This window comes from Nostoc sp. UIC 10890 (assembly GCF_054786515.1).
The window spans coordinates 208300-221262 of record NZ_JBSGKF010000003.1; the positions used below are offsets into that span (position 1 = coordinate 208300).

Consider the following 12963-nt stretch of genomic DNA (forward strand, 5'->3'; position numbering starts at 1 on the left):
CGAAAACGCTTGTAAAATAGCTTCCATGACAACTCAGGTTCGTTTTGGTGCAGCAGGCTTATTGGGCTGCGTCTAGCCAAACATTGTTGCGTAGTCGCAGGCGAATGTCTTAAAACTGCGCGGCTCTTTACCAATTGCGTCCTGTATACCAGACGAAACCACTGCTGCCTCATTGCGTCGGTAGTGCGCGTAATCCTCAATCAGTCCGTCTGCTTGCCAGACTGGCATCCCAATGTTGAGCAGTTGATCGCGCATTGCCTCAGATGGAATATCGACGAATGAAATCTGACGATTGAGCGCAGCCGAGAGTTGTTCTGCCATCTCAGCATGAGTTAATGCCTGTGGTCCGGTGAGGTTGTAAATCTTTCCCTCATGCCCTGTTTCTGTTAGAGCAACTACTGCAACTTCTGCAATATCGCGCACGTCTACCACGCTGACCTTTGCATTGGCGATCGCTGCATAAAAGGCGTTTTGGCTTGTGATCGTCGATCTAAAGCTTAATAAGCCCTGCATAAAGAGGTTGGGACGCAGAAACGTGTACGTCATTCCTGATGCTTGGATTGCCGCTTCGACTGCGGCATGATAACGCAAAAAGCGCACGGGCGAATGGGCATCGGCTGCAAATTGCGATAGTTTGACGATATGCTTGACACTACTCTGACGTGCTGCATCAACGAATGCAAGTTGTTGCGCTTCTGCGTGTTCTGTTGAGTTGGTTAAAAGAAAGGCACGATCGACGTTCACTAAAACACGCAACAGCGTTTCAGGACGATCAAAGTCTCCCTCCACCACTTCAACATTCGGGAGTGCAATCTCCTTCGCTCGATCAGGGTTACGCACCATTGCGCGGACTTGCACGTTCTGTGCTGAGAGTCGCTTGACAATCTCTGTACCGTTGCTGCCAGTTGCGCCAGTGACTAAAATCTTCCGGTTCATTGGAAACCTCCTGATGGGTGTGTTGTAGTAAGCTTTAAAGTTTTGTGGGCAGTGCCCAGGTAGCTCAGACAATTATTTAGAGATGGGAAAATTATCTTTTTTGTGGGGTAAAAGATGAGCAGCAGAGTCAAAATAGAAGAGGCGATGCCTTTTATTCGCAATGACGATTGCAACATGAAGCCCTAACATTCCCCATGTCAGTAATACCGCGAGAGACAATCCTACTTGTGTCCACATCAGCACGGGGTAGAACGCCGAAGTTCTCTCCAGTTGAATTTGGTTCGACAGTCTAGGAACTGCTGACAGAAACAACGGAAAATAAAGTGCTAGCGATCGCACAAGAAACTGGATCGGCAATGCTTCGTCTGTTTCACTAGAGATGAGTTGAAATCCTAAAGCTTTTGTACCAGGTGTTTTCCTTTGCCATAGCAGCGGCGCAAGACAGAAAATCCCTAGAAAACCTATCAAGGTATAGAGCCACTCCGGAATCCAGTTCGCTAGAAAAGGAGCTACCAATGCCCAACTTGCTTTAATTAGGAGGTAGTCTATAATCACTGCAAGTAGTTGAACGACTGGCGATACAATTGCTCGTTGAAGCATTTGCTCTTTTTTTGCAAGCAAGCTCTGTTGAAATGGGAACAAGAGCAAAATAATCGGAGCAATACCAAAACCTAACAAAGCACCTGTACTGTTCAAGAGCAAATCATTAACGTCAAAGATTCGATAGGGACAGGTATATAACCCATATAATCCGGTGAGTTGCGTTACTTCATAAAACAGTGAAAGCGCAAAACTCAAGCTGAATGCTCGTCTCCAAGAGTACCTTTCTTGAAAGAAGTAGCGCAAATATATCCCAAATGGAAGCAACAACAAGAAATTAAACACGACTTGCAGAAATGCGGGTTCTGCAAGCACCTGCATGTAAGTTGATGGTTGGTACCAAACAGCTCCGGTTTCTTGCAATATGTCCCACACAAAAGAGAATGGCACTAAAGAATAATATACGGTGCCAGGAGTTTGCAGCGCGCAGGTATCTCTCACCGCTGGTACTGGCAGCACCACGAGAAAGAGGGCACACAGCATATAGAACACAAAGGAATAGAAAATGAGTGAGAGCCGCCAACTCAAGAACCCGTACTTCCTGTAGTGATAGATCAACCAGGGAAGCGTCAGTATCACTCCGAGCAACGGAAACAGAAACAATGCAGCGACCAATGGAATTGTGTATGTGGACATATCATGTATCTTGAATGCTGATCGGTCAAACCAATCAATAGAAATGAGGGTGTCAAAGTATCGCCCACCATTTTGTAAAACCCTTCACAGAAGTTTTGTGGGCAGTACTCACCCTACTGGCTACAACAACCATTGGGTCAGCGGATGAACCAGGTAGCGCAGCGAGAACGCCTCCCAGATCGCGCCGACGACGAACAGTGGGAGCGTGGACAGACTCAGCCAACCGAGCTGTTGTAGCCCACGGACGTAACCCTGACGATGGTTCCGAGTGCCGATGGTTGCGGGGCGAACCCAAGACCGACCAAGGATGTATGCGCCAAACATCAAGAGGGCGTAAGCTTGTAATTCGATGAGTATCGTTAGCGAGTGCGGGATCAGTGCCACCGCCATAATCTTGGTAGTCGGAGCCATCGCTAAACCGAGAGTGAACGTTTTATACGCAAACATGGCGATGCCAGCAAAGGGAATGATCAGCGAAGGGAGCACGATCCACAGCGCACCGGTCATGACGTTGACTCCCAGGATAGTCAGTGAGAACAGCCAGGGGTTATTGAATAGCGATCGGACAAGATCCGCCGTTCCGTTGTCTTCCTGGATGGCTACCTGAGTTGCGTTCAGGTTGGGGAAGACTATCGCCGCTACCAACCCGGTGATGACTAAGCCATACACGATGGCGTTGATGGTGAAGTAGGCGCGAAAATTAGTGCGAATGATCTGAAGGGGTTTGCGAAGAAATCGCCGAAGCGGTTGTTTGGCACTGGGAGCAAGTGGTCGTTGTGGAGACTGGTCTTTGTTAGCGATCGTTTTGCGTGACATGTTTTAGCTCCGATATTTGATGATGGATGCAGTGATGCTCAAGAGTGAAAACCACCGCATCCGTGGTTATAAATCGTCTGCGATCGTTTCGCTTACTTCAGCCTTCATCCTCATCCAGTGAGCGGCAAAAGCCCACATATCTGCCGTTTTCTTGATAGGTATGTTGCGATTCCTTCAGAGTTGCGCCTCGACGCTAATCGCAAGTTTGATGCTGAAAGGTAAGGAGCTTAAGCGGCTTCTGTCCATGTGCCTGTAGCGATACCAGAGTAAATTTGCTGCATCAGTTCTAAGCAGAAGGGCGGCACATCATAACACCTTCTTTTTGAGTGTTGGCATTGGGATTATTTCCCATCGCTCGAACGGTGATCGTAGGTTCATAACCGGGATAACAACGGATGAGAACCGTATCTTCGGCTCTGGTCACATACAGTACATAAACAGGTCTACCGCCTAAAACAGCCGGGACAAGATCAGGGGGAAGAGCGGCTGTTGCAACCAGCGTTGACTGATTTGAGGAGCCTAAATCTGGTATCTCAGATAGGGCAGGCTTTGCCCCAAAAGATTGTAAACAAACCATCACTAACGCTGTAACTGTGACTAACAGGATAGAAACTTTAGAGAATCGCTTGAACATGGTTGATTTTACTCTTGATATTGTTGGAGTTAAATATGGATGCAGTTCTCCTCGGAGCAAAAATTAACGAACTGGAGCCAAATTTGCTGATTGGATGTGCCATGTTCGCTCCTTTGAAGTTGAGCCGAGAATATTGTTGACTCGTCGCAGCAAATAGCTCCCCTGAAATAATGTCCTGAGGTTCAGGTAGAACCATAAAGATGGACAGTGGAGCGGACATGGACTTGGCTAGAGAATGCACGAATATTGAATCGAGACTATGAGTGATTGCCAGAGAATCATGAAGGAATGATTTATGTGGTGATGATTCGATTGATGTACGAAGACTCGCCAACAACAAGCGAACGTGGAAGGTAGAAACCACTTAACAAGCGTTAGAAAACAGTTTCTAAGGTTCAGAATTCACTTGCCTTATAATCACAATGTTTTCAGCATATAGTAAAATACCTATTAGCCACGGAAGCACCTGTAAAATGGCTTCCATTGTCCAGTTCTGACTTTGAACCTGCCAAATCATCCAAATAATAATGAATCCAATCACCAACGAGGATAGGATGATCGATGAATTGCGGCGGCGATAGAAGCGGATTGTCCTCTCCCGCAAAAATGGCTCGAAAATACAAGTGATGTAGGACGCTCCTGCACTGATCAACAAGCTGGTTTGAAGACCCGAAGGCAGGTTTGGGTATCCAAACGCGATCGCCGTCAGGCAAACTCCGAGCGCCAGATACAGGAAAGTAAACAAGGTAGATCGTTGCATCATTTCTTCTCCGGTGAAGCTTATTCTCGGTACCAAACACGCACACATTGAAAGCAATTGATTGCAAGACCCTGACTAATCATCACTGGGTAGAAAGCATTACTGGTCGTCACTCCGTAGTCACCATCACTTGTGCCTTCAATCCGATCGGGTAAAACAACAGTTTCAACATTGATTATCTGTATCGTTTTACTTGCAATCCACTGATTGACAGTACTCACAACCTCGGAGAAGGATTCGTAATCGGAAGCTCCGCCGAAGGGTCCTCGTTCAGTAATTCGAGGCGCGAAATCTTTGCACTGAATCATTTGATTTACTACCTTAAAACTGTAGAGTTGAGCATCAATTCAAGTAGTGGGCATCGCCCACCATTTTCAAAACCTTTCTCTTTAAAACCTTTCACAGCAAGACTTTGTGGGCAGTGATAGCCCTATGATATCTATTCCAAAACCTAAGCCAAAAGAGCCAGCAAACCGCTAAGAACAAAGGTAAAAGCATGAACGCTGATATGAGCTAACATTGCAGCCTCTAGCGAATATTGCCAAAAGAGCCAGCCAAACGCGATTCCCACAATCCCATTCAGTAACAACGCCCGAATAATTACAACTGGAGTGAGGGGAACGATCGCAGCAGTCGCTGGCAGGTGTAGTAGTCCAAATACCAACGCGGCTAGAACGATCGCAGCCTGGTAAATCCCTTGACTGGGCAACGTAATGCCTTGTTTGAAGACTTTCCATGCGATCCAAACAAGCAGCGACATTAAACCCCAGCGCATCAAAATTTCCTCAGTGATGCCGCCATAAAATATTGCTGTGAGCAAATTCAACCAACTTCGCTCTGTATTATTGGCTGCCTGTAGCGCTTCAGGTAGGGCAGGTTGCATCAACCGATCGAGCAACAAGAGAACGATCGCCCCTGCTGCACCCACACCCAAGCTCCACTTCAACTCAACGGCAAAAGATGGAGACTTATCGGTGTGCAACACCCAATGATCAATCAAATGTGAGTGTAATCCAACGCGATAGGCACAGCCAATTCCGATCAGAATGCTGATTGCCAGTAGGATTGAATACTGTAGTCCTTGCAGAAGCATTAAAATCCCCAATGGCGGCACTTTTTCCAGTGTTTCTGGAGACAGTTTCGCTAACCGTTGCTCAATTAATGGAACCGACGTAATCGTAAGCATCACAATTCCCGCAATGCCCAACACAAATAGAATCCCAAATTGTTTCAAAACTGCCATTGATTTAATCTCCAGAGACATCAGCATACTGGGTAGACACAATGTCAAGATAAAGATTGCCACCTGGTGACTAGCGCCACCTTATCCTGAAGTATCATTGTGTTTCTCCTAAAATCAAATCTGGTTGTTCTCTCTTGGTTTGAAACGCCTCTATCATAAAATTTGGGTTCGATAACCACGCCGCTCCAAGCGGTCGGCAGCACGTTCGGCATCGCGACGATTGTAGTGAGTACTCACAAAAATCCATCTCCGATTGTCACGGCTGCGGTAATAAACCACAAACACTCGATAAGGAGACCGATCGTGACGATATCGATCGTGACGATATCGATCGTGACGATATCGATCGTGACGATATCGATCGTGACGATATCGATCGTCGCGATTGTACTGAGCGATTGACATATTCCGCTCTCGATCAAGGTTCTGACCAATTTTTTCTGAATCTAGTGCCTGTGCCATAAAGGGCATATTTACTATGAATCCCGTACCCACCAGTGCTAGCAAAATTATCTTTTTCATGAGATTAGTTTGGAAGTTGAACGACTGGAGGCTTTGAGAGCGCTTTAGTCGAGTGATAGTCATGTCTGTGATTCTCCTTAATTAGTTTAATCTGCTGATTCAGGCGCACATTGCTCTACATTCCGCTCACAGGTAACAAACTTGTAAGTATCGAATATGAGCTTCGGCGCAAAATCAAACTCCGATCCCTCCTATCAGCCCGTGCTGGTGAACAACACCATCAACAGGAACGAGGGCAGGTTGAAAACGAAGTGGACGACGAGACCCGGCCAGATCGATCCACTTCGACGGAAAACCTCGGCGGTGGCAAGACCAGCCACCACAGCAGCGGGAAAGATGTTGTTGATCCCATGCATGAGAGCGAAGATCACAGTGCTGCCCACGACCCCAGCGAACGGGCCGTAGCGCAGCAGCGCGTTGGTGACGATGCCTCGGTAGAGCAGTTCCTCACCAAGGGGTGAGAAGACGGCAATGAACACCGTGCTCAAAACCAGAGACAGTAACCCGCCGCGAGCGCCATCTCCGTAAACATCCTGGACATTGTTCGTGTCCCCAGTGATCTGAACCCAGGCTAGGATCGCCAGACTCTTGAGCACGAAGGCAACCAGTCCTACTCCGACGCCGATCAGGAGCCAGCGTCCGGAGGTTCGACGCACGCCGAAGGCACTCAGGGAACGAATCCGCAGCCGCGCAGCCACCGCGAACGCGATCAGCGTGGCGACACCAGTCCATGCAGTTAAGATCAGGCCGTAGACCACGGGGTCAAGACTGAGTTGCTTGAACAGCGAGATGCCTCCGAACCCTACAATTAAATAGACAACGAGTCCGACGATAATCTCGGGCCAGCCCGGACGGGAGGTCTTGCTAGACCGAGCCGAGGACGCGGAAGGGGGCTTTCCCGACTCCCGCAAGTGATTTGAAGAAACACGAGGCATGATAATTGACTCCTTTTATCGGGTTGCTGACTTCAGTTGCTGATGGGTTCGGGATTTGCCGGGGTCACCAACGACCACTCCGATCGCTCTGGGAAACGAGTTTGGATACCCCGTCGCGTTTGAACACCTTGTAGGCGATCGCCAGAAACACGGGTACTGCAACCAGCACCGCTAGTGCCCCGTAGGTCGCGTGATACTCGCTGATTGTGAACAGAGCGGGTGAGGGCAAGGCACTTCCAGTGATGTTGAACAGGAGTGCCCCGCCGATGTTGTTCGCGAAGTGTACGCCGATGACGAGTTCGGTGGTGCCGTCAATCAATGAGACCACAGTCCACACCAGACCCGGAACGAAGAAGTAGTTGGAAAAGACCGTGAGCCAGCCGCCTGCGGACACCTCCGGGTTAAGGAGGTGCGGCAGGGTGAATATCACGGCTGGCACGATCGCCAGAAAGACGCGGTTGCTCCAGATGAGGCTCGCACCCTGCACAACGTATCCGCGAAAGAAAAGCTCCTCAGTGGTCGTCTGAATCGCGGTAAGAACCAGCGCCAGCGGCACGAAGAGTGCGAGGGTTAAGAGGTCGGAGTTAAAGGAGAAGGTATCCGGGTAAAACAGATACTGCCCCAGCCCACCGATCAGGCAGTACGGCACGAACCACGCCACGAATCCATGACCGACCCGATGCCAGTTTATCTGCTCCTGCACCGTGACGAGTGTTCGGGGGTGGCGGCGGTGGACGAGGGAGACAGCGATAAGGACTCCTACGAAGAAGAACAAGAAACTCGTCATGACAAACAGGTAGTATTCCACGGGACTGAGCACTGAGGGGTCTGCCTGTCCGCCGAGCGCGAACGCGACGAGTACGCTGGCACTACTACCGACGACCATCCATGCAAAGAGGATGATCATCAACCCCAGAACATACCGCCACCACCGATACTTCCCCCACCCGGCAGCCTCCACGTAAGTTGAATCTTTCGCTTCCGTTCCGATTTTCTGATGTCCTGTGATTGCTTTGATCCTCATCTTCGTCTCCTTTGCTCGTGCGTGTATGTATTGCTCGAATCGGGCTGCTCGAATTGGGCTGTAGTTGCCGTTGCGATTGTTTTTAGGGATCAACGGGATCACCGACGGCTCCGCCAGTGGCTACGCGCACAGCTTGGGCTATATGCCTGATGGGGTTGCCGATGGAGGCAGGATCGGCTCCCGACATGAGGGCGGTGCTGACATCTTCGCTAATGACGCGCAAAACTGCGGTGGTGACAGCCGCGTGCAACCGCACCTCAATATCATCAGATGGGCGGCGCAGGCGATCCGCGATGATCTCGACCAGTTCTCGCTCAATTCGATCGTGGGTCATTAGCCAGGCGGCGCGAAGATCCGGCTCTTTTTCAGCCAGCACGGTCATCTTGATGACAGCCTCGTCGTAGGCTTGCTGCTCGACATCTTTGGTTCGGTTCGTTGCCCATTCAAGGAGGTGATCTTCAAGAGAGACTTCCCGAGGCCAGCGGCGCAGCACCGCCACACACTCCTCGACATCCTGTGCCAAAACCGGCTCAGCACAGCTTTCCTTGTTGCGGAAGTACCGCCAGAGGGTTCGCACCGAGATTCCAACCGCGCTTGCGATTTGTTCGCCGCTCGTGGCAGCAACACCGTGTTCCCAGAACAAACGCGCTGCCTCCCGCGAAATCTCCAGACGTACCCGCTGTTGCCGTTGTGCATTCATCCCCCCTGATTTGCGATCGCCTGATTTGTGATTGCTCATCGCGTTGCTGTCACCATCACTCGCCATAGCCGTCTTTCGTGCCATATTTGTCATTAAATGACATTTTGTCACTAAGTGACATACCTCGCAAGAGATAGCTTTTGCAAATGATTTACACCGCGCTGCTGATTTCGGACTTGACCCCAGTTTTGATTACGAAAGCTCCTTGGGGACTTCCAGAAATTAAATTATCCAATCCACATGACATGAAAAGTCAGATTCTTTCTCCCTAATTTGCAATTTGTTAGCCTTACACGGTTGGGGAACGCTCCAGGACTACTCGATCCCAATGTCCTAAGTTGGCTGCTGCTTCATAGGTGCTTTGGAAAAAGGCAAGGAGCATTGCATCTGGATCGTCAGCTTGTCTCACGGCTTCATAGGGTAGGATAAACTCTTGCATTTGTGAGCTGTAAAAAGCTTCTCTGGGTTGGATTGGGTAATCTCGAAACCCTTCCGGCGCAGGATAAGCGTAAGCGTAAAAAACAGGCTCTACCACTGACCCACCCCCTGGCCAAAAACCACAGCTACTGACTTCGTGTGAATAGGCTTCGCGCGTAACCCAATCTGCCATATTCGGAACTCCTCCTGGGTGTTCTGGCGCACGACGACCAGAGAAACGAGTCACAGCAAGATCAAAGCTGCCCCAAAAAAAATGTACAGGGCTGGATTTACCAATAAACTGTGAACGGAATAAGGTCATGATGCGATCGACTTGCACAAGAATTCGCCAAAACCGTTGTGCATACTCCGGATCGTAAGCTGCGTGTTGATAGTCTTGATCGAACGGGATGGGTTCTGACACTTCTTGCGGCATCGTCCAGATTCGGACTTCGATGCCGATGTCGCTCAATGTAGTTAGCACCATTTGGTAAAAATCTGCCACAGAGCGAGGAGCCAGTGCAATTCTTTTAGTAATGCCGTCGCTAGTGTCGATTTGTAGTTGATGGTCGAGAAAATCAAAGCTAATTTGAAAGTTACGAGTTCCGCAAGGGATTGAAGCGGTTGTTAGTCCACGCGGTGTGACATAAAGAGTAGATTACCACCAGTGATTAAGTTTAGGTGCCAGTGCCAACCGGATTTTACAGATGACTTGCGTCCATAAATGGAGAGTTGCATAGGTATCCTGCCAAGCTGCTAAGGGCAAACTGGGCCAAACGCTGTCAATGGAAGTACTTTGATTAGAAACAGCCATGAAAATCACCCACATGAGGAGAACATAATGATTGATACGCTTGGGGCGATAATTGTGCGTAACTGGATTGAGCCAGTTCGAGGTCAGCATCGTTGAGAAATGCTTCTCGCCAAATCTCAAAAGGCATCGTTATCGTATTATCGTCCGATTCTCTCGCTAGCTTGTCGAGTAACGCTTGATAATGCGGCGGAAGGCTATCTCTGAGGCTTTCACCATCATTGAGGCAATTTTGTTCCAACTTTTATCAAATCGGCAGCCTTTTCTCCAATCATAATTGCCGATGCATTTGTGTTTCCTGTGATCATAGTTGGCATAATCGATGCATCAACAACTCGTAACCCTTCAATCCCCCGTACCTTGAGTTGAGGATCGACAACCGCCATTTGATCAATACCCATTTTGCACGTCCCAACAGGATGCCATCCCGTACCGCACGTTTGCCGAATATAATCTTCGATTGCTTTGTCGCTATGCACGGAACTCCCTGGAGCAATTTCCTCACCCCGAAACTCATTAAACGCATCGGAGTACACAATTTGACGCAAAATTTTAAGTCCTTCAACCATCAGTTGCATGTCAGATTCTTTCTGAAGATAGTTGACGCGAATCAACGGTGGGTCGAAGGGGGAGGAGGAACGTAGTCTTACACTACCACGACTTTCGGGACGGGTGATGTAAAAGGTAAGGGTGAATCCCGGACCTTCACGTGCATAGGCAGGATCGACATATAAAATCGGAACAATTGTAAATTGCAAATTAGGTGCCGCATCTAAATTATTGTTGGTATGCAGAAATAACCCAGCCTCTCCCCCATTACTACTTGGCGCAAGGGGTACGTCCTGAGTAGACTGGTAGGCAATAACAGCAAGTGGGTGATCTTGAAGATTCTGGCCGACACCCGGCAAATCAAAAACTACAGGAATGCCTACTGCCCGCAGATGTTCAGCAGGTCCAATTCCAGAAAGCATGAGCAGTTTAGGAGAATCGAAGGCGCCAGCACTCAAAATCACTTCGGAGTTGACCCTGATTTGATACTCCGTTCCATTTTGAACATACACTACCCCTACTGCACGCTTTCCCTCAAAGAGTAAACGAGTCACCAATGCTCCTGTTTGAATGGTCAAGTTGGGGCGATCTTTAATCGGACGCAGAAATGCCACTGCTGTACTTTGGCGCTTGCCATCTTTCACGGTCACTTGGTAAAGTCCTGCACCTTCCTGCTGTACGCCATTAAAGTCGGGATTTTGCTCATAGCCCTGTGCGATCGCGGCTTCCACAAAGCGTTGCGACACTTTTGCAGGAGAAAGTGGATCTGTGATACTAAGTGGTCCATCAACCCCGTGAAATAACGATGCTTCCCGCTGCTGGTTTTCCGATTTCTTGAAGTAAGGCAAGACATCCTGATAACTCCAACCAATATTACCTAATGCTTGCCAGCTATTGTAGTCACGTTCATTGCCTCGTATATAAATCATGCCATTAATCGAACTGCTGCCGCCCAAGACTTTACCGCGTGAAGATAAAATTTTGCGGTTATTTAAGTAAGGTTCCCCTTCAGTTAAGTATGCCCAGTCCACTTCCGAGCCTAAGAGTGTAGTAGGCCACAATGAGGGAACTTGAAGTTCTGGCTTGGTATCAGGATCACCCGCTTCGAGCAGCAATACTTTAGTATTAGGGTCTTCTGTAAGACGGTTGGCAACAACGCAGCCTGCTGAACCGGCGCCAATCACAATATAATCAAAAGCAGCACTGTGATGGTATGTAGTTGTCATGATTTCTCCTTTTCAGGTCATTGTTTGTTGAATGACGGCGACATTAGTGGGTTGGCGATCGCAAATTCTGCTGCTAGTCACGTCCTGCCACAATCATCTTTTCTGCTAAACTAACCGGGTTAGAAAACATGACCTCGTGACTACCGGGCATTTGTACAAGCCGAAATAGTCCCAAGCGGCTAGACATTCTGGGATGCCAACCCCAATCGCCTTGAGGGAGGACGTTGTCTTCGGTACAGTAGAGGTAGCTTTTGGGGATGGGCAGCGAGTAAAACTGCTTCAGGTCTAACTTGTCAAGCCACGGTTGATACGGTTGGGGCGATAATTGTGCGTAACTGGATCGAGCTAGTTCGAGGTCAGCGTCGTTGATAAACGCTTCTCGCCAAATCCCTAGCAGTGAGATTTGCATGAATCAGACTGGTGCATAAATCGTTTCGTCTTCTTTGCGCCAAGCTGGATCAACTAGACAAACGAAAACAAGGGGTTCGTCGCCGTAGTTGTAAAGTAACTGGATGGCATTTGGAGGAATATAAACCGCATCGCCTGGTTCAATGCGACGAACTTCGCTATCGATCGACATTTCGCCAACACCGCTAATGATGTAATAAACCTCAGAAGTCTTTAGAGAATGGGGAATCGAAGTTTCGCCAACAGGCAAGATCGCATACGCCAAACTGTAACGCAAGTTGATGTCTTGTTTGTCAGGATGAAGCAGTTCGCGCAGAACAGTTCCATCTCCAGCGATAATTTCTTCACAGTCGTTTAGTTTTTGGATCAGCATAAGTTTAGGCTTGCAATTACACAATCGGAGCAAGTTCAAAATCTGTAAATTTTGGAGAAGAAATTTGCCTGTTCCACGCGCCGTTGAATTACGTACTGATAGGGCGAAATCCCCATCGTTCGCTTAAACAAACTTGCACAGTAAGTCGGGCTGATGTAAACTACACTTACCAGTTCGGCTAAGGATAAATCACGATTCAGATGAGCATGAATGTAATCGATCGCTTGCTGCAATTGGCTGTAAGTTAAGCTTCTATTCTCAGGCATGATAATTTGTACGACCTCAGAATAGTGGCGCAACAGATGAATCACTAACGCTTGAGACGGAGACAGTATTTTATCTTTTTCAAAATGCTGTCTCCTATTTTACTTGT

The 12963-nt window shown here is 48.5% G+C and carries 16 protein-coding genes and 1 pseudogene; all 17 read right to left on the reverse strand.

Going from position 1 to position 12963, the window contains the following annotated elements; translation table 11 throughout:
• Nucleotides 1-72: 72 nt before the first annotated feature.
• Complete coding sequence (locus ACWATR_RS32080) at nucleotides 73-936, reverse strand: SDR family oxidoreductase (protein ID WP_460341893.1); 864 nt, start codon at nucleotides 934-936, stop codon at nucleotides 73-75.
• Between the two features lie 72 nt (nucleotides 937-1008).
• A complete protein-coding gene (locus ACWATR_RS32085; RefSeq protein ID WP_460341896.1) occupies nucleotides 1009-2172 on the reverse strand; it encodes a VanZ family protein in 1164 nt (387 codons plus the stop codon).
• Between the two features lie 120 nt (nucleotides 2173-2292).
• Nucleotides 2293-2988: a stage II sporulation protein M gene (locus ACWATR_RS32090; RefSeq protein WP_460341899.1), complete on the reverse strand. Its 696-nt coding sequence runs from the start codon at nucleotides 2986-2988 to the stop codon at nucleotides 2293-2295.
• A 286-nt stretch (nucleotides 2989-3274) separates the two neighbouring features.
• On the reverse strand, nucleotides 3275-3622 hold the full coding sequence (locus ACWATR_RS32095) for a hypothetical protein (RefSeq protein ID WP_193912078.1): 348 nt from the start codon (nucleotides 3620-3622) through the stop codon (nucleotides 3275-3277).
• Between the two features lie 388 nt (nucleotides 3623-4010).
• On the reverse strand, nucleotides 4011-4385 hold the full coding sequence (locus tag ACWATR_RS32100; protein WP_460341903.1) for a hypothetical protein: 375 nt from the start codon (nucleotides 4383-4385) through the stop codon (nucleotides 4011-4013).
• Between the two features lie 17 nt (nucleotides 4386-4402).
• A complete protein-coding gene (locus ACWATR_RS32105; RefSeq protein WP_460341906.1) occupies nucleotides 4403-4690 on the reverse strand; it encodes a hypothetical protein in 288 nt (95 codons plus the stop codon).
• Nucleotides 4691-4833: 143 nt separating this feature from the next.
• The gene (locus ACWATR_RS32110) at nucleotides 4834-5625 is read right to left on the reverse strand and encodes a CPBP family intramembrane glutamic endopeptidase (RefSeq protein ID WP_460341909.1); all 792 of its coding nucleotides are present in this window, start codon (nucleotides 5623-5625) and stop codon (nucleotides 4834-4836) included.
• Nucleotides 5626-5778: 153 nt separating this feature from the next.
• A complete protein-coding gene (locus tag ACWATR_RS32115; RefSeq protein WP_460341912.1) occupies nucleotides 5779-6210 on the reverse strand; it encodes a hypothetical protein in 432 nt (143 codons plus the stop codon).
• A 131-nt stretch (nucleotides 6211-6341) separates the two neighbouring features.
• The gene (locus tag ACWATR_RS32120; protein ID WP_460341915.1) at nucleotides 6342-7082 is read right to left on the reverse strand and encodes a lysostaphin resistance A-like protein; all 741 of its coding nucleotides are present in this window, start codon (nucleotides 7080-7082) and stop codon (nucleotides 6342-6344) included.
• A gap of 64 nt (nucleotides 7083-7146) precedes the next feature.
• Nucleotides 7147-8106, reverse strand: coding sequence for a lysostaphin resistance A-like protein (locus tag ACWATR_RS32125; protein WP_460341918.1), 960 nt, complete (start codon nucleotides 8104-8106; stop codon nucleotides 7147-7149).
• A gap of 82 nt (nucleotides 8107-8188) precedes the next feature.
• A complete protein-coding gene (locus ACWATR_RS32130; RefSeq protein ID WP_224311642.1) occupies nucleotides 8189-8872 on the reverse strand; it encodes a TetR/AcrR family transcriptional regulator in 684 nt (227 codons plus the stop codon).
• A gap of 223 nt (nucleotides 8873-9095) precedes the next feature.
• Nucleotides 9096-10037: pseudogene (locus tag ACWATR_RS32135) on the reverse strand (DUF5996 family protein).
• The gene (locus ACWATR_RS32140) at nucleotides 10024-10275 is read right to left on the reverse strand and encodes a hypothetical protein (RefSeq protein ID WP_224311643.1); all 252 of its coding nucleotides are present in this window, start codon (nucleotides 10273-10275) and stop codon (nucleotides 10024-10026) included. The pseudogene ACWATR_RS32135 and the gene ACWATR_RS32140 overlap by 14 nt, the downstream one beginning before the upstream one ends.
• Complete coding sequence (locus ACWATR_RS32145; protein WP_460341922.1) at nucleotides 10253-11809, reverse strand: GMC family oxidoreductase; 1557 nt, start codon at nucleotides 11807-11809, stop codon at nucleotides 10253-10255. The genes ACWATR_RS32140 and ACWATR_RS32145 overlap by 23 nt, the downstream gene beginning before the upstream one ends.
• 73 nt (nucleotides 11810-11882) lie before the next feature.
• A complete protein-coding gene (locus tag ACWATR_RS32150; RefSeq protein WP_011316798.1) occupies nucleotides 11883-12218 on the reverse strand; it encodes a hypothetical protein in 336 nt (111 codons plus the stop codon).
• A gap of 3 nt (nucleotides 12219-12221) precedes the next feature.
• The gene (locus ACWATR_RS32155) at nucleotides 12222-12590 is read right to left on the reverse strand and encodes a cupin domain-containing protein (protein WP_185564180.1); all 369 of its coding nucleotides are present in this window, start codon (nucleotides 12588-12590) and stop codon (nucleotides 12222-12224) included.
• 35 nt (nucleotides 12591-12625) lie between these two features.
• On the reverse strand, nucleotides 12626-12856 hold the full coding sequence (locus ACWATR_RS32160) for an AraC family transcriptional regulator (RefSeq protein WP_153228519.1): 231 nt from the start codon (nucleotides 12854-12856) through the stop codon (nucleotides 12626-12628).
• Between the last annotated feature and the right edge of the window lie 107 nt (nucleotides 12857-12963).

Excerpts from the sequence above, each read along its gene's own strand:
- ACWATR_RS32125 (WP_460341918.1), bottom strand. The coding sequence starts at position 8,106 with ATGAGGATCAAAGCAATCACAGGACATCAGAAAATCGGAACGGAAGCG.
- ACWATR_RS32105 (WP_460341906.1), bottom strand. The coding sequence starts at position 4,690 with ATGATTCAGTGCAAAGATTTCGCGCCTCGAATTACTGAACGAGGACCC.
- ACWATR_RS32155 (WP_185564180.1), bottom strand. The coding sequence starts at position 12,590 with ATGCTGATCCAAAAACTAAACGACTGTGAAGAAATTATCGCTGGAGAT.
- ACWATR_RS32130 (WP_224311642.1), bottom strand. The coding sequence starts at position 8,872 with ATGGCGAGTGATGGTGACAGCAACGCGATGAGCAATCACAAATCAGGC.
- ACWATR_RS32150 (WP_011316798.1), bottom strand. The coding sequence starts at position 12,218 with ATGCAAATCTCACTGCTAGGGATTTGGCGAGAAGCGTTTATCAACGAC.
- ACWATR_RS32080 (WP_460341893.1), bottom strand. The coding sequence starts at position 936 with ATGAACCGGAAGATTTTAGTCACTGGCGCAACTGGCAGCAACGGTACA.
- ACWATR_RS32145 (WP_460341922.1), bottom strand. The coding sequence starts at position 11,809 with ATGACAACTACATACCATCACAGTGCTGCTTTTGATTATATTGTGATT.
- ACWATR_RS32090 (WP_460341899.1), bottom strand. The coding sequence starts at position 2,988 with ATGTCACGCAAAACGATCGCTAACAAAGACCAGTCTCCACAACGACCA.
- ACWATR_RS32100 (WP_460341903.1), bottom strand. The coding sequence starts at position 4,385 with ATGATGCAACGATCTACCTTGTTTACTTTCCTGTATCTGGCGCTCGGA.
- ACWATR_RS32085 (WP_460341896.1), bottom strand. The coding sequence starts at position 2,172 with ATGTCCACATACACAATTCCATTGGTCGCTGCATTGTTTCTGTTTCCG.
- ACWATR_RS32095 (WP_193912078.1), bottom strand. The coding sequence starts at position 3,622 with ATGTTCAAGCGATTCTCTAAAGTTTCTATCCTGTTAGTCACAGTTACA.
- ACWATR_RS32120 (WP_460341915.1), bottom strand. The coding sequence starts at position 7,082 with ATGCCTCGTGTTTCTTCAAATCACTTGCGGGAGTCGGGAAAGCCCCCT.
- ACWATR_RS32110 (WP_460341909.1), bottom strand. The coding sequence starts at position 5,625 with ATGGCAGTTTTGAAACAATTTGGGATTCTATTTGTGTTGGGCATTGCG.
- ACWATR_RS32115 (WP_460341912.1), bottom strand. The coding sequence starts at position 6,210 with ATGACTATCACTCGACTAAAGCGCTCTCAAAGCCTCCAGTCGTTCAAC.
- ACWATR_RS32160 (WP_153228519.1), bottom strand. The coding sequence starts at position 12,856 with ATGCCTGAGAATAGAAGCTTAACTTACAGCCAATTGCAGCAAGCGATC.